19 protein-coding genes and 1 pseudogene are annotated in these 24,192 nt (G+C 64.2%); 5 read left to right on the plus strand and 15 right to left on the minus strand.

The annotated features are described in order from the left end of the window. Positions 1 to 4 precede the first annotated feature (4 nt). Complete coding sequence (bglX, locus tag LH20_RS06780) at positions 5 to 2,323, minus strand: beta-glucosidase BglX (RefSeq protein ID WP_053553555.1); 2,319 nt, start codon at positions 2,321 to 2,323, stop codon at positions 5 to 7. Between the two features lie 239 nt (positions 2,324 to 2,562). Here bglX and LH20_RS06785 point away from each other — a divergent pair, with 239 nt between their 5' ends. Together LH20_RS06785 and LH20_RS06790 are read left to right on the plus strand one after the other, a co-directional pair. Next, positions 2,563 to 5,604 (plus strand): TonB-dependent receptor, encoded by a 3,042-nt coding sequence (locus LH20_RS06785; RefSeq protein WP_053553556.1) that lies wholly within the window; start codon positions 2,563 to 2,565, stop codon positions 5,602 to 5,604. 72 nt (positions 5,605 to 5,676) lie between these two features. Beyond that, positions 5,677 to 7,191: a glucoamylase family protein gene (locus LH20_RS06790; RefSeq protein ID WP_053553557.1), complete on the plus strand. Its 1,515-nt coding sequence runs from the start codon at positions 5,677 to 5,679 to the stop codon at positions 7,189 to 7,191. Between the two features lie 3 nt (positions 7,192 to 7,194). Here the strand turns inward: LH20_RS06790 and LH20_RS06795 are convergent, their stop codons facing one another. The 8 genes from LH20_RS06795 to LH20_RS06830 are packed head-to-tail and all read right to left on the minus strand — an operon-like array spanning position 7,195 to position 15,405. Further along, positions 7,195 to 8,061, minus strand: a complete 867-nt coding sequence (locus LH20_RS06795) for an endonuclease/exonuclease/phosphatase family protein (protein WP_053553558.1) — start codon at positions 8,059 to 8,061, stop codon at positions 7,195 to 7,197. Then, entirely contained in the window at positions 8,058 to 9,404 is a 1,347-nt protein-coding gene (locus LH20_RS06800) for a GH1 family beta-glucosidase (protein ID WP_053553559.1), read from the minus strand. Before LH20_RS06800 ends, LH20_RS06795 begins: the two co-directional genes overlap by 4 nt. After that, on the minus strand, positions 9,401 to 10,267 hold the full coding sequence (locus LH20_RS06805) for an alpha/beta hydrolase-fold protein (RefSeq protein ID WP_200905443.1): 867 nt from the start codon (positions 10,265 to 10,267) through the stop codon (positions 9,401 to 9,403). Before LH20_RS06805 ends, LH20_RS06800 begins: the two co-directional genes overlap by 4 nt. Before the next feature lie 20 nt (positions 10,268 to 10,287). Then, positions 10,288 to 11,103 (minus strand): carbohydrate ABC transporter permease, encoded by an 816-nt coding sequence (locus LH20_RS06810; RefSeq protein ID WP_053553560.1) that lies wholly within the window; start codon positions 11,101 to 11,103, stop codon positions 10,288 to 10,290. Beyond that, positions 11,100 to 11,996, minus strand: a complete 897-nt coding sequence (locus LH20_RS06815; RefSeq protein WP_053553561.1) for a carbohydrate ABC transporter permease — start codon at positions 11,994 to 11,996, stop codon at positions 11,100 to 11,102. The genes LH20_RS06810 and LH20_RS06815 overlap by 4 nt, the downstream gene beginning before the upstream one ends. Then, entirely contained in the window at positions 11,993 to 13,261 is a 1,269-nt protein-coding gene (locus LH20_RS06820) for an extracellular solute-binding protein (RefSeq protein WP_053553562.1), read from the minus strand. Before LH20_RS06820 ends, LH20_RS06815 begins: the two co-directional genes overlap by 4 nt. A 22-nt stretch (positions 13,262 to 13,283) precedes the next feature. Then, complete coding sequence (locus LH20_RS06825) at positions 13,284 to 14,306, minus strand: LacI family DNA-binding transcriptional regulator (RefSeq protein ID WP_053556141.1); 1,023 nt, start codon at positions 14,304 to 14,306, stop codon at positions 13,284 to 13,286. A 13-nt stretch (positions 14,307 to 14,319) separates the two neighbouring features. Beyond that, on the minus strand, positions 14,320 to 15,405 hold the full coding sequence (locus LH20_RS06830) for an ABC transporter ATP-binding protein (RefSeq protein ID WP_053553563.1): 1,086 nt from the start codon (positions 15,403 to 15,405) through the stop codon (positions 14,320 to 14,322). A gap of 327 nt (positions 15,406 to 15,732) precedes the next feature. Here LH20_RS06830 and guaB point away from each other — a divergent pair, with 327 nt between their 5' ends. From guaB to LH20_RS06845, 3 genes are read left to right on the plus strand one after another with little or no spacing between them, the layout of a single operon-like run. Beyond that, on the plus strand, positions 15,733 to 17,190 hold the full coding sequence (gene guaB / locus LH20_RS06835; RefSeq protein ID WP_053553564.1) for an IMP dehydrogenase: 1,458 nt from the start codon (positions 15,733 to 15,735) through the stop codon (positions 17,188 to 17,190). Positions 17,191 to 17,217: 27 nt separating this feature from the next. Continuing rightward, a complete protein-coding gene (locus LH20_RS06840; RefSeq protein ID WP_053553565.1) occupies positions 17,218 to 18,408 on the plus strand; it encodes an RsmB/NOP family class I SAM-dependent RNA methyltransferase in 1,191 nt (396 codons plus the stop codon). A gap of 32 nt (positions 18,409 to 18,440) precedes the next feature. Further along, entirely contained in the window at positions 18,441 to 18,965 is a 525-nt protein-coding gene (locus LH20_RS06845; RefSeq protein ID WP_053556142.1) for a tetratricopeptide repeat protein, read from the plus strand. A gap of 39 nt (positions 18,966 to 19,004) precedes the next feature. Here the strand turns inward: LH20_RS06845 and mtgA are convergent, their stop codons facing one another. From mtgA to LH20_RS06870, 6 genes and pseudogenes are all read right to left on the minus strand, one after another. Beyond that, positions 19,005 to 19,715, minus strand: a complete 711-nt coding sequence (gene mtgA, locus LH20_RS06850) for a monofunctional biosynthetic peptidoglycan transglycosylase (RefSeq protein ID WP_053553566.1) — start codon at positions 19,713 to 19,715, stop codon at positions 19,005 to 19,007. Positions 19,716 to 19,737: 22 nt separating this feature from the next. After that, a complete protein-coding gene (locus tag LH20_RS06855) occupies positions 19,738 to 20,652 on the minus strand; it encodes a hypothetical protein (RefSeq protein WP_053553567.1) in 915 nt (304 codons plus the stop codon). Positions 20,653 to 20,747: 95 nt separating this feature from the next. Then, positions 20,748 to 20,900 (minus strand): annotated as a pseudogene (locus LH20_RS24395) (RNA polymerase factor sigma-32); the annotation flags it as partial. Positions 20,901 to 20,987: 87 nt separating this feature from the next. Beyond that, a complete protein-coding gene (locus tag LH20_RS24245) occupies positions 20,988 to 22,097 on the minus strand; it encodes a M23 family metallopeptidase (RefSeq protein ID WP_053553568.1) in 1,110 nt (369 codons plus the stop codon). 43 nt (positions 22,098 to 22,140) lie between these two features. After that, the gene (gene rpoH / locus LH20_RS06865) at positions 22,141 to 23,043 is read right to left on the minus strand and encodes an RNA polymerase sigma factor RpoH (protein WP_053553569.1); all 903 of its coding nucleotides are present in this window, start codon (positions 23,041 to 23,043) and stop codon (positions 22,141 to 22,143) included. A gap of 77 nt (positions 23,044 to 23,120) precedes the next feature. Then, complete coding sequence (locus LH20_RS06870) at positions 23,121 to 24,077, minus strand: RluA family pseudouridine synthase (RefSeq protein ID WP_053553570.1); 957 nt, start codon at positions 24,075 to 24,077, stop codon at positions 23,121 to 23,123. Positions 24,078 to 24,192 lie beyond the last annotated feature (115 nt).

A 24,192-nucleotide genomic window follows, 5' to 3' on the forward strand; every position in this document is an offset into this window, starting at 1 on the left:
TTTCCTATTCGGTGAGCGTGAAGTCGGCCTTTGAACCTTCGGCCGATGAAGTCCCGATCCACAAGGAGAAGTCTCCGGGCTCGGCGCCCCAGCTCAGGTCGGCGCGCGTGAAGGCGAGGTCGGCGTCAGTGAGGGTGAAACGGACCGTCTTGCTTTCGCCCTTCTTGAGGGGGATCTTGCGGAAACCCTTGAGCTCCTTCACCGGCCGCGTCACCGACCCGACGTGATCGCGCACGTAGAGCTGAACCACCTCCTCGCCATCGCGCGCGCCGCTGTTGGTCACGGTGACGCTCGCGGTCAGCGGTTCGCCGGGCCGGATGCTCGTCTTGCTGAGCGTCACCGGTGAATAGGTAAAGCGGGTGTAGCTCAGCCCATAACCAAAGGGATAAAGCGGCGTGTTCGGCGTATTGAGGTAGCGCGACACATATTTGGGATCGGGCTTGGCGGGGTCGATTGGGCGCCCCGTATTCTTCATGTCGTAAAAGAGCGGAACCTGACCGACGTTCCGCGGGAAGGTCGCGGGCAATTTTCCCGACGGATTATAGTCGCCGTAAAGGACATCGGCGATCGCGTGACCGCCCATTGTGCCGGGATACCAGGCCTCGAGAATCGCATCGACGTTGGACGCGGCCCATTCAATGCTGTTGGGGCGCCCGCTCATCAGCACGAGGATGATCGGTTTGCCGGTCTTCTTGAGCTCTGCAAGGAGCGCCTGCTGGTTTCCTGGAAGGTCAAGCGAAGTGCGGCTCGCCGCCTCGCCGGTCATGTCCCAGCGCTCGCCCATCGCAGCGATGATGATGTCCGATCTGTTCGCCGCCGCGATCGCTTCGGCAAAGCCGTCGGTCTTTCCTTCATCCTCGAACGCGTAGCTTGCCCCCTTTGCGTAGATGATGCTTTGACCTTTGGGCGCGCGCGCGCGCATCCCCTCAAGCAGCGTGACGGGCCGCGTCTCGCGGTCGCCTGCGGCCGACCAGCTGCCGATCATGTCGACCTTGCTGTCGGCAAGCGGGCCGATCACCGCGATCGATTTCATCGAGGCGGCGAGGGGAAGTGCGTCGTTCGCGTTCTTGAGCAGCACCATCGATCTGCGCGCGACATCGCGCGCCGCCTCCAGAAAATCGGGGCGATAGACGGCCGCCTTCTCGCGCGCTTCGTCCGAATAGCGATAGGGGTCCTCGAACAGGCCGAGGCGGTACTTCATTTCGAGGATGGCCTTCACCGCAGCATCGACGCGGGCGAGCTCGACCTTGCCCTGTGCCACCGAGGTCGCGAGATGTTCCATGAACACCGCCCCCTGCAAGTCCATGTCGACCCCGGCGTTGATCGCTTGCTCGCCTGCCTGCTGAAGATTTTCCGAATAGCCGTGGGCGACCATCTCGTTGATCGACGTGTAATCGGTTACCACGAAGCCCTTGAACCCCCATTTGCCGCGCAGCACGTCGCTCAGCAGATAGCGATTGCCCGAGGCCGGGATGCCGTCGACTTCGTTGAATGACGTCATGAAGGTCGCGGCGCCTGCGTCGGCGGCGGCCTTGAAGGGCGGCAGATAGACGTCGCGCAGCGTACGCTCGGAGATATCGACAGTGCCATAATCGCGTCCCGCCTGCGCCGCACCATAGGCCGCAAAATGCTTCGCGGTGGCGAGCACCGTGTCGACAGCCTTGAGATCATTGCCCTGGAAGCCCCGCACCCGCGCCTCGGCGATACGGCTGCCAAGATAGACATCCTCGCCCGCACCTTCCGAGATCCGCCCCCAGCGCGGATCGCGCGCGATGTCCACCATCGGGGCGAAGGTCCAGTGAATGCCTTCAGCGGAGGCTTCGGTCGCAGAAATACGCGCTGATTTTTCAATGGCTTCAAGATCCCAACTTGCTGCCTCGCCGAGCGAGATGGGAAAGATGGTGCGGTGGCCGTGGATCACGTCATAGCCAAAGAGCAGGGGAATCTTGAGGCGCGTTTCTTCAACCGCGATGCGTTGCAGATCGCGCGTATATTTGGCGGTGAAGGCGTTGAAGATCGATCCGATGCGGCCCTTGCGGATATCCTCCTGATAGCCCTGGCGCATGGTGGGGCCCGTTGAATCCCAGTCGCTGGTCAGGAGCGACAATTGGCCAATCTTCTCCTCCAGCGTCATTTTGGCGACGAGCTCATCGACGAACTTGTCCATCGCGGGATCGGGTTTCATCCACGCAGCCGAGTCGATCCTGGCATCGACGCTTGTGGCCTCGGCCTGCCTGCCGAGCAGCGGCGCACTCGTCAGCGATCCCGCGAGCATGAGCGTCGCAAGCGTCAGGTGCGTGAGGTTGCGCGGCTTCGGCGACATGATTCGTCCTTCCCCAAAATAGTGCGATTTCAACAAGGATCTCGGCTGAAACCGGATTTTCCGGGCGGCCTATGAAGCCGCCCCTGCGCATCGCATCCCCCCTATACAGTGATCGTGAAACCGGTTACAAACTAAAAAACAAGACACGGGATCCCCCGCGATTCGCCGCCGCGCCCTGCCAAGAGGGGCGGACAAGAGAAGCGAAGGCGGGGGCTGGGCCATGAAAAAGGGAGGATGCTGTGAGGTCTCAGCGCAAGAAAGAGTTCCTTAAACCCCACTCGCGTGCCCGGACGCTTGCGGCCGCCCTCGCTTGGAGCAGCGCGGTCGGCGCGCTCGCTGTCGGTGTCGCAGCGCCCGCGCATGCGCAGGTGTCGAACGCATCGCTGCGCGGCACCGTGAGAGCCGAGGGCGGCGTATCGCAGGTCACCGCGATCAATGTGAACACCGGCTTTCGGCGCACCGTGACGGTTGCAGCGAACGGAAGCTATAATTTTGCCTCGCTACCGACCGGGACCTACCGGCTCGAGCTCACGACGCCGAACGGGGTTCGCAGCACCGACGAGTTTACGCTCAACGTCGCGCAGAACGCTGTCCTCGACTTCGATTTTTCCGAACCCGACATCGCGAGCGAAGGCGGCGATGCCATCATCGTGACCGGCTCGCGTCTGCGCACGATGGAGGGCGGCGAGGTCGGCCTCAATATCACCCAGCGTCAGATCGAGACGCTCCCGCAGAACAACCGCAACTTCCTCGCCTTCGCCGACCTTGCGCCGGGGGTGCAGTTCGTCACGGGCGGCAACGGGAATTCGCGCTTGCAGGGCGGCGCACAGGACAGCCGGACCGTCAATATCTTCATCGATGGGATCGGGCAGAAGGATTATGTCCTCAAGAACGGCATCACCGGCCAGGATTCGACGCAGGGCAACCCGTTTCCTCAGCTCGCCATCGGCGAGTACCGTGTCATCTCCTCGAACTACAAGGCCGAGTTCGACCAGGTGAGCTCGGTAGCAATTACCGCCGTGACGCGGTCGGGTACCAATGAATTCCACGGCGAGGCGTTCATCGACTATACCGACCAGAGCATGCGCGCTGCGACGCCGCTTGAAAAATTCGGGAGCAATCCGGGCAAGGTCAAGACGAAGGATTTTCAGTTCGGCGGTGCGCTCGGCGGTCCCATCATCAAGGACATGATGCATTTCTTCGTGACCTACGAAGGCAAGCGGCAGGAAATTCCCCGCGAGATCACGCCAGGGCTCAGCCTGCCGATCTCCTTCTTCCCATCGGAATATCAGGGGAATTTCGGTGCGACCAACTCGACCTTCAACGAGGATCTCTTCTTCGGAAAGATCGACTTCTCGCCGAGCAGCAGCGATCTGTTCGAGGTTTCGGGCAAGTATCGCAAGGAAAGCGGTGAGTTCCTGAGCAACGGGATCAACGCGCGCAGCACGATCAGTTCCCAGAATGTCAAGGAACTGCGGTTTACCGGGCGATGGGAACATACCGCCGACAACTGGATCAATGATTTCAAAGTCACCTATGAAGACGTCAAATGGGCGCCGACCCCGGTCGAGTTCAGCGACGGGACTCTCTTTGCCTATGCCGGGCCCTCGCCCGACAACCCGCAGCCCGGCGTGATCGTTCGCGGCGACCTTCTGCGAATTGGCGGCGGCGCCAACTATCAGGACAAGGGGCAGAAAGGCTGGGGCGTCCAGAACGACTTCACCTATACCGGGCTTGAGGGTCACACCATCAAGGCGGGAATCAAGAGCAAGTGGGTCGAGCTCAATTCGTTGCAGCTCAACAATTTCAACCCCGTCTACACCTATAATGTCGCTTTCAATCCGAACGGCGGAAGCTTCAACGACACCATTCCTTATCGGCTCCAGTTCGGCGCCGCGACGGGCAATGGCGAACCGATCGTCCAGTCGAAGAACTGGCAATTCGGCATCTACCTGCAGGACGACTGGGAAGTCACCGACCGGTTGACCCTGAACCTCGGCGTTCGCTGGGATTATGAGCGCACGCCGGCCTTCCTCAATTTCGTCCACCCCGATGATGCCGTGAACGCCGTATCTCCGGCGAATTACCCCAATCTCATCAACGCCGATTACGACATCAACGACTATATTTCGACCGGGCGCGAGCGAAAGGCCTTCAAGGGCGCATGGCAGCCGCGGATCGGCTTTAGCTACGAACTCGACGAGGACGCGCGCTTCGTGCTCTTCGGCGGTTACGGCCGCTCCTACGATCGCAATCAGTTCGATTTCCTGCAGCAGGAAATCAGCGTCGGGTCGTTCACGACGCGCACGTTCAACTTCATCACAGGCGACCCCAACAACAGCTGTGATCCGGGGCCGACGTGCGTTGCATGGGATCCGGTCTACCTCACCCCCGAAGGCCGCGCGCAGCTTCTCGCTCAGGCCGGAGCGGGCGGCGGGCGCGAATTGCGCTTCATCGATAACAAGCTCAAGGTCCCCTATTCGGACCAGTTCAGCCTCGGCGTGCGCGGGCGGCTGGCGCCGCTGTTCGAGGTCGAGGTCGGATACAGCCATATCGAGAGCAAGAACGGCTTCGCCTATCTGCTTGGAAACCGCCGGCCCGATGGGAGCTTTTTCCCGCCGGCACCGGCTGCGCCCGATTCCCCCTTCGGTTTTGCTCCGCCGGGATTCGGTTCGATCATCATTGGCACCAACGGCCTCGAAACGAGCGCGGATTCAGGCTATCTCAAGCTCAACAAAAATTATTCGCCCGCCTCGCCGTGGAGCCTGGGCGTCACCTACACCTATACCGAGGCCGAGGAAAATCGGCAGTTCGGGGAGGTGTTCAGTCTCGATTTCCCGTCGCTCGAAGACTATCCCGTCGTCCGCTCCAGCGGGGTGCGCAAGCACCGTATCGTGGCCTCGGGGTCGGTCGACCTTCCGATCGGGGTGACATTGTCGGGCAAGTTCCAGATGATGTCGCCGCCCTATTTGAAGGCCTTCGTCAACACCGGCGGGGCCAATCCGTCGCGCGACGTGATTTCGAACCAGGCCGACAGCAATGGCGATCGCTGGGGTTTCCGCCAGATGGATATCGCGGTCACAAAATATATTCCCTTCAAGTTCCTGAGTGACGAGGCACGGCTGCGGCTGCGCGTCGACATCATCAACCTGTTCAACGACCGTAACTATGTCGATTACAACAATAACCCGGCGTCGCCCGAGTATCTGAGCATTTCGGGCATCGGGATCGGCGGCAATCCGCCCCGCACGGTAAAGGTCTCGGCCGGTTTTCAGTTCTAACCGGTCAGAACAGCGGGCGTCCGGTCACACCCCTCCCGTGACCGGGCGCCCCATCGTAATTTGGAGTAGAGAATGTCCATTCGGCTCGGGTCGCTCGCCTTGCCCCTTGCGGCACTTGTCGCCGCCTGCTCGCCGCTCGGCGATCCACCGGCCCCGTCTGCACCGATAACATCCTCCGAGACCCTTGCTCCGCTCAGCGAGGCGCAATTTGCCGAGGATCTGACTGAGCGTACCTTCCGCTATTTCTGGGACACGACCGATCGCAAGCGATGCCTTGCGCCCGATCGCTGGCCGAGCAATCCTTTCTCGTCGATTGCGGCAACGGGCTTTGCGCTCACCGCCTTCGGGATCGGCGCCGAGCGCGGCTATGTCTCGCGCGGTGAGGCTGCGGCGCGTGCGCGCGAATGCCTCAGCTTCTACTGGAGCGCGCCGCAGGGCCCCGAGGCTCGCGGGACCGCCGGCTACAAGGGCTTTTTCTATCATTTCCTGAACAATGCGGACGGAACCCGCCGCGGCAACACCGAGCTGTCGACCGTCGACACGTCGCTCCTGCTGGGGGGCGTGCTTTTCGCCCAGAGCTATTTCGATCGCGACACGCCGGTCGAGGCCGAGATCCGTGACCTCGCCGAGAAAATCTATCGCCGCGTAGACTGGACCTTTGTCCAGCGCGAGAACAGCCGCATCCCGTCGGCGAACGGGGGAGGACCCAAGGCGATCGCGATGGGCTGGTATCCCGAGCGCGGCGAGGACGGTGATTTCGGGACGCACGACTGGGTTGGCTATAATGAGGGTATGCTCGTTTACATTCTCGCCCTTGGCTCGCCGACCTACCCGGTGGGCAAGGAGGCCTGGGACGAGGGGTGGGCTACAAATCTCGAAAAGGACTGGGGCCGCTTCTACGGCTATGAGCATCTTCAGTTCGAACCGCTCTTTGGACATCAGTATAGCCACGTCTGGGTCGACTTTCGCGGGATCCAGGACAGCTTCATGCGCAGCAAGCATCTCGATTATTTCGAGAACAGCCGCCGCGCGACGCTCGCTCAGCGGGCCTATGGGGCCGACAATCCCAACAAATGGATCGGCTATGGCCAGGATATCTGGGGTTGGACCGCGTCCGATGGCCCCGGCTATTCGAAGGACAAATATAGCGTGAACGGCGTGCCGCGCAGCTTCAACGGCTACATGGCGCGCGGCGTGAGCAGCGTCCGCATCGTCGATGATGGCACCCTCGTTCCGACCGCCGCCGGCGGCTCGGTGGCCTTTGCACCCGAGATCGCCATTCCGGCGCTCATGGCGATGCGCGAGACCTATGGCGCGCGGCTTTATACGCGCTACGGCTTCAAGGATGCCTTCAATCCAAGCTTCACCTTTGCCGACGCGTCCTCGCGCTCCGGCGAGGTCGACCCGCAGCACGGCTGGATTGCGAACGACTATCTCGGCATCGACCAGGGACCGATCCTTGCGATGATGGAGAATTATCGCAGCGGGCTCGTGTGGAAGGTCATGCGCAAGAACCCCCACATCGCCCGCGGGCTCCGGCGCATCGGCTTTACCGGCGGCTGGCTTGAAGACCCAACTGGCGAATAGCGATCAGCAGCCGATGCAAAGGTCCGCGATCACCGGATAATGGTCGGAGGGCAGCTTGCCGCCCGTCTGCTGCGTCAGCGTCGCATGACGCAGCACCGCGACCCCGTCGCTGACGAAGATATGATCGATCGGGCTTGGCTCGACCTGTTCGATATTGAAGGCGGTGTACGTGCCTTGGGGACCGAAGTGCGGGGTGCGGCTGATATCCTGCGTGTCATAAAGCGCGATCAGGCCGGGCGTATCGGCCAGGATCGCCTGATAGGGCGGGGTGCCGATCGGCACATTGAAGTCCCCCGTCAGCACGACCGCATCGCCCGGCGCGCGGTGCTCCCCGATCCAGCGGCGGATGAGCTTTGCGCTTTCAAGGCGCGCAACCTCGCCGACATGATCAAAATGGGTGTTCACCATGAGCATTGTTCGGCGCGCGCTTTTGTCCCTGAGCCGCGCCCAGGTCGCGACGCGCGGATAAGCGGCGTCCCATCCCTTGCCGGGCCTGTCGGGGGTCGGCGACAGCCAGAAAGTTCCCGAGGCGAGAAGATCGAAGCGGTCGGTGCGATATCCGAGCATCGAATATTCGCCCGCCTGCTTGCCGTCGTCGCGCGCGACCCCGACGAATTGATAGGCAGGAAGGTCAGCCTCGATCTGATCTTTCTGATGCTGGAGCACTTCCTGCATGCCGACCAGGTCCGGGGCATGATAGGCAATGAGGCTCGTCAGAGCCTTTCGCCGATGCGGCCATGCATTGTCGCCGTCAGAGGCAAGGTCGAGACGGATATTATAGGTCATCGCGCTGAAGCGGCTCGCTTTCTCCTTCGCCGCCGCGGGGAAGGCGAGCAGCACCGCGCACAGAATGACGAGCCAGCGGGTCATGCCAGATTCCTTGCGTTGCTGCGGATGATTTCGCTGTAGAAACGCGCACTGCGCTTGGGGGTTCGCACCTGCGTTTCATAATCGACATGGACGATGCCGAAACGCTTGGAGAAACCGAGCGACCATTCGAGGTTGTCGAACAGCGACCAGACCATATAGCCGCGTACATCGACGCCCTGCCGGATCGCGTCACCGATCGCGGCGATGTGGGTGCGCAGATAATCGCAGCGCAGCGGGTCGTCGATGCCGTCCGGCCCGGCTTGCGGGGGATCGTAGAAGGCGGCGCCATTCTCGGTGATGTAGACGGGGATGTTGCCGAAAGTGTCGCGGAACCAGATGAGCATGTCGGTAAGGGCGGGAGGATAGACTTCCCAGTCGGTGGTCGTGTGGGTCGCTTTCTGGCGGACCGGGGAGGCGCGAAGCGGCCACTGCGCCGCGTCGGCCTCGACGACATTGCGCGTGTAATAATTTATGCCGATGAAATCCAGGGGCTGGCAGATGTCGTCAAGATCAGCGTCCGGCCACTCGGGCCAGGCTTCGCCGAAAATGTCTGCCAGTTCGGCGGGGTAGCGTCCGAGCAGCGCAGGCTCGAGATACTGGCGGTTCATATAGGCGTGGGCGCGGGCAGTCGCGGCGATATCTTCGGGGCTGTCACTTGCCGGATATTTGGGCTCGATGTTGACGACGAGGCCGATGTCGTGGGCGCCCTCGGACCGGTAGGCGCACACCGCGGCACCGTGCGCCCGCATCAGATTGTGGCTTGCAATCGGCGCCTCGAACAGATTGCGGTGCCCAGGGGCGAGCGCGCCGTGGAGATAGCCGCCGTCGGTGATCACCCAGGGCTCGTTGAGCGTCACCCATTTCTTCACCCGCCCGTCGAGACGGCGATATACGACCGAGGCATATTCGGCGAACCAGTCGGCGCTGTCGCGATTGAGCCAGCCGCCCCGGTTGTCGAGCGCGGCGGGGAGGTCCCAATGGTGGAGGGTGAGGAGCGGCTCGATATCGTTTTTCAGAAGCGCGTCGACCAGCCGCTCGTAAAAGCCGAGCCCCGCCTCGTTGACGCGGCCCGTGCCTTCAGGGAGAACGCGGCCCCAGTTGACGCTGAAGCGATAGGCCTTGAGCCCCAGCTCCTTCATCAGCGCAACGTCGCTCTCCATGCGGTTATAATGGTCGCAGGCGATGTCGCCCGTATCGCCCTTTGAGGCCATCAATCGCGGATCATGACTGAAGCGCTGCCAGATGCTCGCGCCCGCGCCATCGGCAAGCGGCGAACCCTCGATCTGATAGGCAGCGGTCGCCGCGCCCCACAGGAAGTCGTCGGGGAAGCTCGACCGGGTCATTTCCTGTCCTTGCCTCTTGATTTTCCGGCCGCCTCGGGCGGGGTGGGGAGGCGGTGCGAGAGCAGCCAGAGGTAGAGCGCGGGATCGTCATAGGCAGGGTCCCAGCTGTTGTGGCCGAGGTCAGGATAGATGGTGAGGCGCGAGAGCTTGCCGCCACAGGCGCGGATCGCCCGCGCCATGGCAAAGCTGCCTTCGGGCACCACGACATCGTCGCGGTCGCCGTGAAACGCCCAGATCGGTGTGTCCTTGAGGGCGCAGGCGGTGGCAGGATCGCCCCGCCCCGCGACGGGGGCCACCGCGGCGAAACGGTGCGGCTCGGCCGCCGCCCAGCGCCAGCTTGCATGGCCGCCGCGACTGAGGCCCGTAAGATAGACGCGCGCCGGGTCGATGCGCAGGGTCTTCGTCACATGATCGACCAGCCGGTCGAGCCTCGCGACGTCCCAGTCCTGGTCGCGGCCAAGAAGCGGCGAAACGGTGACGAAGGGGAAATCAGGCGTCCGCTCGGCGATCTTCGGCGGGCCGTGCACCTTCACCTTTTCAAGATCCTCGCCCCGCTCGCCCGATCCGTGAAGAAAGATGAGGAGCGGCCAGCGCGCACCAGGATCGGCGCTGTACCCGCGGGGGAGAAAGAGCTGATAGGGATAATTGCCCGCCTCGATTGCAGGCTGCGGGCTTTGTCCATCGGCGGCTTGCGCCAGGGCTGGCGCGGCAAATCCCAGGGCGATGGCACCGAGGATGACAAGAATTTTCTCCAGACCCCGGCGCCCCAAACATGTCGGGTGCGGGACCGTGTCTTGCAGCAGGGCGAGCGACATGCGGTGGGCCCATGAGCTCGGTGCGGGACGCGTCTTGACGGGTTTCAATGATCGGCTCCTTGTTTCTGTCATCCCTTCACGCTCCCGGCGAGCAGGCCGGCGAGGTAGAAGCGCTGCAGCGAGAGGAAAAGGATGAGGACGGGCAGGGTAGTGACGACGGCGCCTGCCATCATCAGCTCATTATCCTGCACATGCTGGCGGCTCATCGCCGCGAGCGCGACGGGAAGCGTGTAAAGATGCTGGTCGGCCAGAATGATCAGCGGCCACATGAAATCATTCCAGCTCGACAGGAAAACGAACAAGGCGAGCGTGACGATGACCGGGGACAGGATCGGGAGGACGATACGGCGCAGGATCTGACCCTCGCCCGCACCGTCGATGCGCGCTGCCTCAAGCATCTCGTCGGGAATGGAGAGGCAATATTGGCGGACAAGAAAGATGCCGAAGATGCCCGCGAGCCATGGCACCAGCGCGCCGGCATAGCTGTTGACGAGCCCCATCGCCTTGAGTTCGAGAAAGAGGGGCAGCATCCCGATCTGCCCCGGCACGACAAGCGCGGCGACAAGCAGGCGAAAAATCGCGTCGCGTCCGCGAAAGCGCAGCTTGGCAAAAGCATAGCCGGCAGGAACGGTGAAGATGAGCGCGAGGAGAGTGGCGAGCGCCGAGACGAGGAGACTGTTGGCGAGAAAGCGCCCGATACCGAAGCTGGTGAACAACAAGCGATAATTGTCGAGCCCGGGATTTGCGGGGAGAAGCGGGGGCGGAAAGGCCGATGCCTCGCCCGGCGCCATGAAGCTGACCGAGAGCATCCAGAAGAGCGGCGCCGCGGTGACGAAGGCGACGAGCGCCGCGAGCAGGGTGATGGTCGCCCGGCGCAGCCTCATAGCGCGCCTCCGCGCTTTGCGACGCCAAGCTGCACCAGCGTAACTGCAAGGATGCAGAGGAAAAGAAGGAAGGCGACCGCGGCCCCCGACCCGAGGTTCCACCATTTGAACCCTTCCTCATACATGAAATAGAGGATGGTGACGGTCGAGCCGGCGGGGCCGCCCTGTGTCATCACATAGGGTTCGGCAAATAGCTGGAACATCGCCGCGACGGTGAGCAGAGAGACGAGCAGCAAGGTGGGTGCGATCGCGGGCAGGGTGACGTGGCGCAGGCGCGTACAGCGGCCTGCGCCATCGATCCTCGCCGCCTCGTCGAGTTCGCTTGGCACCGTCTGAAGCGCGGCGAGAAAGATGATCATGTTATAGCCAAAGGTCTTCCAGCCGACGAACAGCAGGATCGCAGGGAGCGAGGCGGTCGGGCTGCCGAGCCAATCGATTGGCGCGATATCGATGCGCGAGAGAAGATAGTTGACGAGCCCGTAGCGGGTGTGGAGCAGATAGCGCCACACAACCGACGTCGCGACGAGCGTCGTGACATAGGGGGCAAAGAGCGCAACGCGCCACAGGGGCCGCCAGCTGAGCCAGCGCGAATTGACCAGCATCGCCGCGAAGAGCGAGAGCAGGACCACGAACGGCGTGCCGATGACGACGAACAGCAGGCTGTTCGTCATCGCCTTCCAGAACAGCGGGTTATCGAGGAGCCGCTGATAATTCTGCAGCCCGACAAAGCGCAGATTGCCAATGTCGGCGAGCGCATAAATGTCAAAGTCGGTAAAGCTCAAGACCAGCGAGGCGGCCGCGGGCAGGAGGAAGAAAAGGAGGATCGCCGCGAGCGCGGGGCCCGTCATCAGCCAGCCTGCACGGGCTTCCTCCACGCGCCGCCATGCCGTCATAGCGCGCCCCCCTTTTCGAGCATCCAGCGGCGCTTCTCGAGCAATCGATCAGCGCGCCGGTCCATCTCGCGCGCGGCCTCGTCGACGCCATGGTCCCCGCGGACCATGCGTTCGGCGACGAGTTGCATCTCGGTGACGACGCGCTCCCATTCGGGAACCTTGGGCAAGGCGCTCGCACGGTCGAGCTGGGCTGCAAAGGGCGCGACGAGCCGATCGGCCGCAAGGCCGGCCTCTGCCCACACCGACCGGCGCGCGGGAAGGTCGCCGGTGAGCGCGTTGAAACGAAGCTGCGCACCGGGCGTCAAGAGACGGGCCACCAGATCCCAGGCGGCCGGGTGGTCCTGATGATCGGCAAAGACGACGAGGCTCGACCCTCCGGGGGCCGCCGATCCGACGCCCGCCGGGCCCGGGTTGGGCGCAGTGCCCCATTTCTCCTGCATCGCGGGACCCAGCCGCGTTTTCAGATCGCCTATCGTCCAGGGCCCTGAAAGAAAAAGGCTGAAATAGCCTCGCGCGAACTCGTTCCAGATGTTCGAGATTTGCGCCGAGGAGACAAGTGGCGCGAGCCCCTCGTCGAAGAGCGACTTGTAGAAGGCAAGCGCGGCCTTGAACTCGGGATCCGAAAAGGCGCCCCTCCCGCCGTGATCACGAAGGAGCCGCGCCCCCGCCGACAGGGCAAAGGTCGTCAATGGCTCATATTCGTTGAGCGGAAGCAGCGCGGCATAATCGGCGCCGCGCGCGGCCGCCTTCACCTTGTGCAGCGCGCGCTTCCACTCGGACCAGTTGCCGGGCGGAGCCGCATAGCCGGCGCGTGCAAAGAGGTCGCGGCGGTAATATTGGAGGCGGGTGTCGACATACCAGGGAATGCCCCAGACATGCCCCGCGATGCGGTTCGTCTCGACCACCGCTGCAAATTGGTCACCGAGCAGGCCGTAGGCCGCTTTTGGCACCGGCGCGATCGCGCCGATCGCGGCCATCTCGGCGATCCAGCTGTTGCCGACCTGCCCAAGGGCGGGCAGCGAGCCGCCGGCAAAGCCGGTGAGAAGCTTCTCGTGCGCGGCGGTCCAGGGCAGGGGCTGGACAGTAATGCGCGGCGCTCCTGCGGGGCGGCGCATGTCCTTCAGCAATTCAGGCAGACTTGCCGCTTCATTGCCCATCGCCCAGACGGTGAGCCCGGCGTCGCTGCGTGGGGCGCACGCGCCGAGCGCGGGGGAGAGGGGCAGCGCTGCGAGCGCGCCCGTCAACTGGCGCCGCGTCAGCTCCATTGGGATCGCTGCGCCGCGGGGTTCATGGGCCGACCCCAGCAGCTTCAGTTACCCTTGGGATTGTCGTTCCGCGCGCGATCAGGGTGGGGGTGAGAATGGTTGCGCTTGCAGCGCCGAGCGTTTCGCCGCGCAGCAGCCGCAGGAGCTTCATCATCGCGGTCGAGCCGAGCCGGTCGATCTTGACCTGCATCGTCGAGAGGTCCGGGGTGACATGGCGTGCGAGCGGGATGTCGTCGAAGCCCGCGACCATGAGATCGCGCGGTACCAAAAGGCCGGCCTCGGCGAGTCCCATGATGCACCCGACCGCCATCAGGTCGTTCGCGGCGAATACGGCCTCGACGGGAAGCTGGCCCTCGACGATCAGCCTCGCCGCCTGCGCGCCGGCTTCCTCCGAAAAGTCGCCGGGCAGAATGGCCGGACTCCGCTGCCCCGCAATCCGGGCCATGGCGTCGACAAAGCCGCGCTGACGGTCGCGTGCATCCCGGTTGTGCTTCGGCCCCGCGATATGGACGATATGGCGCGCGCCGCTGGCCAGAAGTGCCTCCGTCATTGTCCAGGCGCCGCGGTAGTTATCGACCGCCACATAGGGAAGGTCGAGCGCCGCTGCATCATAGTTGAGAAGCACCGTGGGCAGCGCGGGGTCGAGATTTTCGGCGAGCGTTTCGGGCTTGAGTTCGGGGGGCATGACAAGCAGCCCGTCGACGCGTCCGCGCATCGACGCGACCGCGGTGGCGGTCTCGTGCGCGCTGCCGTGCATGTTGCCAAGCAGCAGGTGCATTCCCGCCTCGTGCGCGACGAGGTCGATGCCGCGAATGATCTCCGAGAAGAACTCCCCGAAGAGGTCGGGGAGAATGACCCCGACGGTGTCGGTCTTGCGGCGGGTCAGGCTGCGGGCACCGCTGTGCGGCACGAAATTGAGCTTCTTGACCGCCGCCATCACGGCGGCGCGCGTCGGCGCGGTGACGTTGCCGAGCCCGTTGATTGCGCGCGACGCCGTCGCGACCGATACGCCCGCCTCTCGGGCGACGTCTCTTAGCGTTGCCATCGGCACCTCCCCCTCATTGCGCGGCCCCCCTTGCCAGCGCGCGGCCGCCCGCATCGAACAGATGCAGCCGGTCGGCGGGCAGCGCGAGCGACACGGTGTCGCCCTCGCGCAGCTCCCCATCGTCGCGGCGCTGCCACGCGATCGCCTCGCTGCCGTCGCCGCCCGCGAGATGCACCGTCGCAAGTCCCCCGAGCCGCTCGATGAAACGGATAGCGAAGGGAAAGCCGCCTGGCGCCTCGGCGATGGCAATATCCTCGGGACGGATGCCGATAGAGAGCGGCATGCCGGGCTCGAGCGCCTCGGCGAGCGGGGGCAGGGCGATCGCCTGCCCGTCCGCGAGCATGGCCTCGCCATTTGCGGTTGCGCGCGCGGGGAGGATGTTCATGCGCGGCGTGCCGATAAACTGCGCGACGAAGAGCGTCGCCGGCCGCTCGTAGAGATCACGCGGGGCGCCGATCTGCTCAACCTCTCCGCCGCGCAGGACGATGATGCGGTCGGCGAGCGTCATTGCCTCGACCTGGTCATGGGTGACGTATAGCGTCGTCGTCCCGAGCCTCTGGTGCAGGCGCGCGAATTCGTAGCGCATCCGGACGCGAAGATCCGCGTCGAGGTTGGAGAGCGGCTCGTCGAAGAGAAATATCTGTGGCTGGCGAACGATCGCGCGGCCGATCGCGACGCGCTGACGCTCCCCGCCCGACAAGGCGGCAGGTTTGCGCGCGAGCAGGCTTTCGATGTTGAGGATCTCGGCGGCGCGGTGCACCGCCTCGGCAATCTCGGCTTTGGCGGTCCGGGCGATGCGGAGACCAAAGGCCATATTTTCAAAGACCGTGAGGTGGGGATAGAGCGCGTAGGACTGGAACACCATCGCGATGCCCCGTTCCGACGGTTTGCGGCTCGTGACATCTTGCGCGCCGATGAGGATGCGGCCCTCATCCAGCGTCTCGAGGCCCGCGATGGCACGCAGCAAGGTTGACTTGCCGCAGCCCGAGGGACCCACGATCACTGCGAACTCGCCTTCGGCGACGTCGATCGATACGCCTTTTAAGACTTCGGTATTGCCAAAGCTCTTGCGCGCGCGCTCGATCGACAGGCCGGCCATGGCTTTAGCGCCCGCGGGTCATGGCTGCAGCGGCAGGGGAAGGCGCGGTGTGACCGCCATCAGCTGGCTCGTTCGCTCCATCCTGCTGTCCTCCTCCCGCTCCCATGCTATAAAGCGCTGGTCTAACGGGCGCACCCGGGCAATGCAACCGGTTACATTGGCGCCTTCCCGGGCTTTGAGGCGCCGCCAGCGCCTGCTTCCAAATATTCGTCCATCGCCTACTGGCGCGTTCGCCCTCGACTGGTTACATGGGCCGCCACCGAACGAATCGCGCGCGCCGCTACCGTGATGCGGGGCAGGCGCCGCCCGCACCAGAAAGTGGCACCCATGGAAATCATCACCGGTCTGACCTTCGACGACGTGTTGCTGGTCCCCGGTCCGTCCGATATTCTGCCGTCCGACGCCAATCTGTCGACCCGGATCACCGGAGACATCCGGCTCAACATCCCCATTCTCTCCTCGGCGATGGACACGGTGACCGAGGCCGACATGGCGATCTTGATGGCGCAGATCGGGGGGCTCGGCGTGCTCCACCGCAACCTTACGATCGAGGAGCAGGCAGCGGCAGTGCGCCAGGTCAAGCGCTTCGAAAGCGGGATGATCGTGAACCCCATCACCATCGCCCCCGACGCGCCGCTCTCCGACGCGACCGCGCTCATGGCGCAGCACAATATCTCGGGAATTCCGGTGGTCGAGACGGGCGGGAAGCTCGTCGGCATCCTCACGCACCGCGATGTACGCTTCGCGGAAAATCCGAAGCAGCCGGTGCGCGAACTCATGACGTCCGATAATCTTGCGACCGTGCGTCCCGGCGTCGACCAGGACGAGGCGCGCAAGCTGCTCCACCAGCGGCGCATCGAGAAATTGCTCGTTGTCGACGACGCCTATCGCTGCATCGGTCTCATTACCGTCAAGGACATGGAAAAGGCGGTCAATTTCCCCGATGCCACCAAGGACGAGAGCGGCCGCCTCAGGGCTGCCGCGGCGACGAGCACCGGCGACAGCGGTGTCGAGCGCGCCGAGGCCCTTCTCGACGCCGAATGCGACCTCATCGTCGTCGATACAGCGCACGGTCACAGCAAGATGGTCGGCGCGACGGTCGAGCGGATCAAGAAGCTTTCAAGCCGGGTGCAGGTGCTCGCGGGCAATGTCGCGACCGGTGATGCAACCAAGGCGCTGATCGACGCGGGCGCCGACGGGGTCAAGGTCGGCATCGGCCCAGGCTCGATCTGCACCACCCGCGTTGTCGCGGGTGTCGGCGTGCCGCAGCTTACCGCGATTCTCGACAGCGTCGAGGCAGCCTCGAAGCAGAATATCCCGGTGGTTGCCGACGGCGGGCTGCGAACCTCGGGTGACCTTGCGAAGGCGCTCGCCGCGGGCGCCTCGTGCGTGATGGTGGGCTCGCTGCTCGCGGGCACGAGCGAAGCGCCGGGGGAGACTTTCCTCTATCAGGGTCGCACATATAAGAGCTATCGCGGTATGGGCAGCGTCGGCGCGATGGCGCGCGGTTCGGCCGACCGCTATTTCCAGCAGGACATCAAGGACCAGATGAAGCTCGTCCCCGAAGGGATCGAGGGGCAGGTCCCCTTCAAGGGGCCCGCAAAGGACGTCATCCACCAGCTCGTCGGCGGCGTGAAGGCGGCGATGGGCTATACCGGGAGCCGTACGCTTCAGGATTTTCGTGAGCGCGCAAAGTTCGTGCGCATCACCAACGCGGGGCTGCGCGAGAGCCATGTCCACGACGTCGCGATCACGCGCGAGGCGCCGAACTATCCGGTGGGGTAGCGGGCACTTGCACCGGAAGCACGTCCGATGACCCCCGCGGCGCGCGTCCAGGCGGCGATCGAGATTCTCGATGCCATTGCGGTCGCGGCCCGCGAGGGCGGCGCTCCTGCCGACGCGCTCCTTGCCGAGGCGATGCGGCAGCGCCGCTACGCGGGATCGAAAGACCGCCGCGCGATCCGCGGCCATGTCTATGATGCGATCCGTGCGGTGCGTGTCGCTCCGCCCTCGGGGCGAGCGGCGATGGTGGCGCTCGCCGACATCCGGCCCGATCTTGCCGCGCTCTTCGATGGTTCGCCCTATGGTCCGGCCCCGATAACGTCCGGCGAGCCACGTGCCGAAACGGGTCTTGTGGCGCCGGCGCTCGCCGAACTTTTCGATCCGCTCATAGGCGGCGAGGAAGGCGATGCGATGCTCACCCGCGCGCCGCTCGACCTGCGCGCAAACCGGATCAGGGCGAAGCGCGAGGATCTCGCCATCCTCTTTCCCGAGGGTGCGCCCATCGCATACGCACCCGACGGCTGGCGGCTGCCACCCGAAACCGCCGCGGCGCAGCACCCGGCGCACGCCGAAGGGCGGTTCGAGGTGCAGGATGCGGCGAGCCAATATGCATCGGCCGCGCTCGATGCCGCCTCCGGCATGGCGATCGTCGATCTTTGTGCGGGCGGCGGCGGAAAGACGCTCGCCATCGCCTCGGCGACGGATAATGGCGCCGACATTCTCGCCTGCGACACCAACCGCGCGCGGCTCCAGCAGCTACCGCCGCGGGCCGAGCGCGCGGGCGCGACCCGCATTGCGACGCGGCTGCTCGATCCTGGAAAGGAAAGGGCGATGCTTGCCGACTGGCAGGGAAGAGCCGACCGCGTCTTTGTCGACGCTCCCTGCTCGGGCAGCGGCACCTGGCGGCGCAGCCCCGAGCTGCGCTGGCGGCTGACGCCATCGCGTCTCGAGCGGCATCTTGCCGATCAGGCGAAGCTCATCGAGATTGGAGCCGGGCTGGTGGCGCCGGGCGGAAAACTTCTTTATGCCGTCTGCTCGATCATCGCACGCGAGGGGCGGGCACAGATGGATGATTTTCTGAACCGGCATCCGGGCTGGAGGGCCGATGCCGAGCCGCTTCCGGCCGGCGTCGGACGGCGTGCCGGCGCGGGTTTCCTTCTGACGCCGGGGCATGACGGATGCGATGGCTTTTTTCTCGCACGACTGACGGCGCCATGTTAGGCTCTCTCGACATGACGAAATGGGAGAATGCGATGCGTGTCAGTTTGCTGGCTCTCGGTGCCGGTCTTGTTCTCGCCAGTCTGCCTGCCGCCTCCGACGCGCAGCGCGCCGACAACGACATTCTTCCGCGTTCGATCGCGCTTCAAAAGCAGGGCGAGGAAGCCCAGAGCATGGGCGACCTGAACGGCGCGATCGATTATTATGAATCAGCCCTCGCCGCCGATCCGCGCAATCGCTCGGCGATCATCGCGCTCGCGCAGGTTGCGCGGGCGCAGGGATTGCCGGGCAAGGCGATTGGCCTCTATCGCGAGGCACTCCTCCTCGAACCCAATGATGTCACAGCGCTCGCGGGGCAGGGAGAAGCGCTTGCCGAAAAGGGTGCTATCGAGCTCGCTCGGGAGAAGCTGGCGGCGGCGCAGCGCGTCTGTTCCGACAAATGTCCGCAGGTCGCCGCGCTCGAGAAGGCGATTGCCGCCAGCGCATCGAAGCGCGTTGTTGCGGCCGAGGCGATTGCGCCCAAGCCGGTGGTAACGACGGTCACGCGCGAACAGAATTGATAGCGGCAGCGCTCCGGCCGTCGACGTCCGCGGGGCAGCTCAATCGTAAACGCACCGGTCGAGGCCGTCACGGCGAACGACGCCGATCCGAGCGCGGATCGTGTTTCCATAGCGGCGGGTGAAGCCCGAAGGACTGACAGCCTCCCGCTTCTTGGGCAGCGGTAGGATCGCCGCGATGCGCGCAGCCTCCGCCGGGGAAAGTTTTGCCGCGCCGTGCCGGAAATAGCGCTGCGCGCCCGCTTCGACGCCATAGGTGCCAATTCCGGTCTCGGCGACGTTGAGATAGACCTCCATGATCCGCCGCTTTCCCCAGATTTTTTCAATGAGGAAGGTGAACCAGATTTCGGGGACCTTGCGGACATAGCGCGTCCAGCCGCTGCCCTGCCAAAGGAAGACATTCTTCGCCGTCTGCTGGCTGATCGTCGATCCGCCGCGCAGCCTCTTGCCCTTGGCGTTGCGTTCGATTGCCTGCTCGATCGCCTCCCGGTCGAACCCGTCGTGGCTGCAGAATTTGCCGTCCTCGGCCGCGATCACTGCGCGCACCATATTGCGATCGATATGCGAAAGGCCCGTCCAGTCCTTGGTGATGCCATTGCGGTCGGCGAGCATGGTGAAGGTCACCGGCGGCGGTACAACGACATAGATGAGGACCCAGATCACCGAAATCGCGATGAACCAGAGCAGCCATTTGACGGGCCTGAGATACCAAGGCAGCTTCCGGCGTGATCGGGAAGAGGATTTCGGTGGCAAGTGTCGGTCCGGACGGCTGTTATCAGAAGAGCGGCATCTCTACCTTTACCGTCTCGCCGCTGTCCAGCCGCGCCGTGCCGGTTATCTGCATGTCCTTGGCGGGGGGCAGTTCGACGAACATCAGCTTGCGGCCTTCCGGCACATTGTCGATGTAAAGCTGCATTGTGATGCCGCGGCGCGATACGGTCCCATCCGACCCGAAACCGTCGCCGAGAAGGTAAAGCGCGCCGCTATCGACGTCGACGCGCGACACCTTGAACGAAAAAGACAGCAGGCGGCGCGAAAGAATGTCGGACGCATCGCGCTCCGAGGGCACCAGCGTCAGATGGTCGCCCCGGCGTTCAGCGAGGCGCATCAGTATGGCTCCCTGCTGCAGGGCGCCGTTGCCAGATTGCAGCATTGCTTCGAGCATTCCGCGTCGCAGCGCCCTGTCCTGGACGGCGTCGTAAAGCTCACGCGCGCTCGCAAGGCGCTCATTGTCCCCGCCGCTCCCGATTGCGTTCTGGAACTGGAGGAGCATCCGCTGATTTTCGGGCAGGGGAAGTATCCTCGTCTGGATCGACGCCGCGATGGGGAGGAATGTGGCCGTGATCCCGCGGTCCTCCACTTGCTCCTTTTCAGGCGACAGATACTGAAGCGCGAGGATCGCGGTCATGATTGATGCAAAAATGCCCGAATGAAACATGGCTCGCCGCGCAAAACGGATCCGGCGCAGCAGAAAGCAGATGGCGAGCGCGGCAATCCCGGCGATGGCAAGCCACAAGGAATATTTGCCGATGGGGGTCGCCATATCCCCTGCAAGCCCGAGGATAAGCGAAAAGCCGGACCATGCCGCGAGCTTGTCGCCGCGGGCGGTCTTATCGATCGCAGGTGGCTTCGTGCTGTCGCTCGATACGTCGCCAACCGCTTGCGCGGCCGCATTTTCATTCGTGGCCATGACGATTCCCCCCAACTTCAAGCCCCACCGACGACAAGGCTAAAGAATTGCGACCCGCTGTCGATTCAGCGGTCGCTGGAGGGTCGCGCAAGAGCTCAGGCCCCGACCAGCCGCGGTTCGCTCGCGAGCTTGAGCATCGCCTTCTGCAGCTTCTCGAACGCGTGCACTTCGATCTGGCGGGCGGGTTTGCGGCTGACGTCACAGACGTGGCTCAAATCCTCGAGCCTCTTTGTAACGTCGGTGTGGCGGCCTCAGGTCAGGAGGTGGCGGCAGACTTTGGCCGCCGGGTTCATCGCCGGGTTTCCAGCGCGGCCCGGGGCCGGGGGACAAACGGATCATTCGGGGAAGCGGACGACGCTGTTCGCGGGCGGAAACATCGGGCCCGGCGCAGCGGCTGGCAGCGGCTGCCACGCGGTCCCGAGGTTTTCGATTGAGGAATAGTCACCGATCCGCGTCGCGCCCTCAATCAGAAATGGGAGGCCCTCAGCTGCCAGCGGCGAAGGCGCCGAGGCGACATGAAAGTGAAGGTGGGGTGCGGTGCCCTGACCGGTGAGGCCGAGGAGGGCAATCACCTGCCCGCGTTTCACCCGGTCGCCGGGCTTCACACGCAGGCCGGGCTGCAGATGCTCGTAAAAGGCGTAGCGGCCGTCGCCAAGGTCGAGCGCGATGTAGTTTCCAGCCGCATCGCCGATCGCAACTTTGGGCAGATCGGCGCGCCATCGCGGCTCGGTGACATCGTCGCGTGTCGCGGCGACCACCGCATCGGCAACCGCGAGCACCTCGGCGCCATAGCTCAGCGAATCGGCCAGCGCCCTGCCGTCCGAGCGGTCGAGCTGGCCCTTCGCGTCGACCATCATCCAGTCGATGGCGAAACGGCCGGGGATCGTCGCGCGTCCCGCGACGGCATAGGGAACTCGGCGATGGCCACGTTCAAGCTCGGGCGCGTAGACCGCGACCCACGGTCCTCCGCGCAAGGGCGGGCCGAGAACGGGAAGCGGGCGTGGGTCGATCGTCACGGTGCCGGCCTCGATGACGCGGCGCCCATTGTCCTCGCGGACGGCAAGACTATGGGCAATCCTGGCGGGACGAAATCCGTCCCTCAGCGCGATGTCGAGATAGGCAATCGCCCGCGCGCCCGGCGCGATCGTCGCTCCGTCTCCCGATGGGACATGCCCTAGAGCCGCCTCGAGCGCGGCGCCCGAAAGGACAAGGAGTTCCGCGCCGCTCGCAGCGTCGCGCACCACGATATGGTCGAGGGTAAGCGGGACGGCCGCGAAATTGGTCAGGTGCATCTCGTAGACGAGATGGAGCTCGTCCCCGATGCGAACCGGCGCTGGGGAAAGCCGGATGTCGGCGTCGAATGCCTGTATATCCGCCGATCGCGATGCGAGGGGCGGGGCGGAAACGGGAGCCGCCAGCGCCGCCAGAAGGGGAAGGAGCCACATGGCACCACCTTATGGCAAAGCGCGCCGGCGGCAAATCCTCGCGTCAGGCCCCGACCAGCCGCCGTTCGCCGGCGAGCTTGAGCATGGCCTTCTGCAGCTTCTCGAACGCGCGCACTTCGATCTGGCGGACGCGCTCGCGGCTGACGTCATAGACCTGGCTCAAATCCTCGAGCGTCTTCGGATCGTCGGTGAGGCGGCGTTCGGTGAGGATGTGGCGCTCGCGCTCGTTGAGCGTCTCGAGCGCCTCGGTAAGAAGCTCGTGGCGCACGTCGCGCTCTTCGGCCTCCGCGACGCGCTCGTCCTGGAGCGGTCCTTCGTCGCCGAGCAAATCCTGCCACTGGCTGTCGCCATCCTCGCCCATCGGCACGTTGAGCGACGTGTCGCCGCCCATCGCCATGCGGCGGTTCATGCTGATCACCTCGTCCTCGGTGACGCCGAGGTCCTTCGCGATCTTCGCGACATTTTCGGGCGACAGATCGCCATCCTCGAAGGCCTCGAGATTGTTCTTCATCCGGCGAAGGTTGAAGAACAGCTTCTTCTGCGCAGCGGTGGTGCCCATTTTGACAAGGCTCCACGAGCGCAGGATGAATTCCTGTATCGAGGCGCGGATCCACCACATCGCATAGGTGGCGAGGCGGAAGCCGCGTTCGGGGTCGAACTTCTTCACGCCCTGCATCAGCCCGATATTGCCCTCGCTGATCAATTCGCTGACCGGCAGGCCGTAGCCGCGATAGCCCATTGCGATCTTCGCAACGAGCCGCAGGTGCGAGGTCACGAGCTGCGCTGCAGCTTCATTGTCCCCATGCTCCTGAAAGCGTTTCGCGAGCATATATTCCTGCTCGGGGGTCAAGAGGGGAAATTTGCGAATTTCGGCCAGGTAGCGGTTCAGGCTCGCCTCACCGCCGAGTGCGGGCACTACTGCCGGAACATTGCTCTTGTTAGCCATAGCGTCTTCCCTAAATTTCAGAAGGAGAGTGATGCCGCGGTTCTTTCCTGCGGTCGAGATAGATTTTTATTCGAAACTTAAACGCGCAGTTCATCGATCAGTTCCCGCATATCCTGAGGGAGTTCGCTGTCGAGCGCGATCTTGTTACCAGTTACCGGATGAATAAAACCCAAATGGGCCGCGTGCAATGCCTGGCGCATGAAACCCCGTGCCTTGAGCACGTCGGACAGCGGCTTGCGCGATCGCCCATAGACCGGATCGCCGACGAGCGGATGGCCGATATGCGCCATGTGGACGCGCACCTGGTGTGTTCGCCCGGTCTCGAGCCGGCATTCGATAAGCGTTGCCCCGGTGAGCACCTCGATCGTGCGGTAATGAGTGATCGCATGCTTGCCGCGTCCTTCCGGCACCACCGCCATTTTCTTGCGGTTGGTCGCCGATCGGCCGAGCGCTGCGTCGACCGTACCATTGGCCGGCATCGGCCGCCCGGTTGCAAGCGCGAGATAGCGGCGCTCGATGCTGTGCGCGGCGAACTGCCTCGCCAGCCCTTCATGCGCCTTGTCGTGTTTCGCAGCGACGATCAATCCGCTCGTATCCTTGTCGATCCGGTGCACGATCCCCGGCCGGGCGACGCCGCCAATCCCTGAAAGCTGCCCCGCGCAATGGTGGAGCAGCGCGTTGACCAGCGTGCCGTCGGCGTTGCCCGCAGCCGGGTGCACGACCATCCCTGCCGGCTTGTCGATGACGAGGAGATGTTCGTCTTCATAGGCGATGATCAAGCCAAGGTCCTGCGCGACATTGTGCGCAGGCGCCGGAGCGGGAAGGCGGAGCGTGAGCGTTGCGGGCGCTGCAGCCTTTGCCGCCGGGTCCCAGAGCACCGCGCCGCTCGCATCGGCGACCCGGCCACCCCTGATCAGCGATTTCAGCCGTTCGCGCGAGAGGTTCGGAACCGCCTCGGCGAGCGCCCGGTCGAGCCGCAGCCCGGCGGCGCTGTCACCCAGCGCTACGGTCAAGATATCCTCGTCCCCCTGCATTGAGAGGGATGTGGGTGCGGGCTGCCGGATTTCAAGAATCGGCGGTGCGCTGATCTCTTCGTCTCGGGCGCCCGGTGACGGTCCTTGCTCGATGCAAACCGATGCGGGGGTTCGC

Origin of the sequence: Sphingopyxis sp. 113P3 (assembly GCF_001278035.1) — a bacterium.
Classification (GTDB): Bacteria; Pseudomonadota; Alphaproteobacteria; order Sphingomonadales; family Sphingomonadaceae; genus Sphingopyxis.

Bases quoted from the DNA above. Each gene is read 5' to 3' on its own strand.
- rpoH (WP_053553569.1), bottom strand. From the start codon at position 23,043: ATGGCTAACAAGAGCAATGTTCCGGCAGTAGTGCCCGCACTCGGCGGT.
- LH20_RS06845 (WP_053556142.1), top strand. From the start codon at position 18,441: ATGCGTGTCAGTTTGCTGGCTCTCGGTGCCGGTCTTGTTCTCGCCAGT.
- LH20_RS24245 (WP_053553568.1), bottom strand. From the start codon at position 22,097: ATGTGGCTCCTTCCCCTTCTGGCGGCGCTGGCGGCTCCCGTTTCCGCC.
- LH20_RS06830 (WP_053553563.1), bottom strand. From the start codon at position 15,405: ATGGCCGGCCTGTCGATCGAGCGCGCGCGCAAGAGCTTTGGCAATACC.
- LH20_RS06795 (WP_053553558.1), bottom strand. From the start codon at position 8,061: ATGACCCGCTGGCTCGTCATTCTGTGCGCGGTGCTGCTCGCCTTCCCC.
- LH20_RS06820 (WP_053553562.1), bottom strand. From the start codon at position 13,261: ATGGAGCTGACGCGGCGCCAGTTGACGGGCGCGCTCGCAGCGCTGCCC.
- bglX (WP_053553555.1), bottom strand. From the start codon at position 2,323: ATGTCGCCGAAGCCGCGCAACCTCACGCACCTGACGCTTGCGACGCTC.
- LH20_RS06840 (WP_053553565.1), top strand. From the start codon at position 17,218: ATGACCCCCGCGGCGCGCGTCCAGGCGGCGATCGAGATTCTCGATGCC.
- LH20_RS06790 (WP_053553557.1), top strand. From the start codon at position 5,677: ATGTCCATTCGGCTCGGGTCGCTCGCCTTGCCCCTTGCGGCACTTGTC.
- LH20_RS06815 (WP_053553561.1), bottom strand. From the start codon at position 11,996: ATGACGGCATGGCGGCGCGTGGAGGAAGCCCGTGCAGGCTGGCTGATG.
- LH20_RS06810 (WP_053553560.1), bottom strand. From the start codon at position 11,103: ATGAGGCTGCGCCGGGCGACCATCACCCTGCTCGCGGCGCTCGTCGCC.
- guaB (WP_053553564.1), top strand. From the start codon at position 15,733: ATGGAAATCATCACCGGTCTGACCTTCGACGACGTGTTGCTGGTCCCC.
- LH20_RS06855 (WP_053553567.1), bottom strand. From the start codon at position 20,652: ATGGCCACGAATGAAAATGCGGCCGCGCAAGCGGTTGGCGACGTATCG.
- LH20_RS06870 (WP_053553570.1), bottom strand. From the start codon at position 24,077: ATGCAGGGGGACGAGGATATCTTGACCGTAGCGCTGGGTGACAGCGCC.
- LH20_RS06800 (WP_053553559.1), bottom strand. From the start codon at position 9,404: ATGACCCGGTCGAGCTTCCCCGACGACTTCCTGTGGGGCGCGGCGACC.
- LH20_RS06825 (WP_053556141.1), bottom strand. From the start codon at position 14,306: ATGGCAACGCTAAGAGACGTCGCCCGAGAGGCGGGCGTATCGGTCGCG.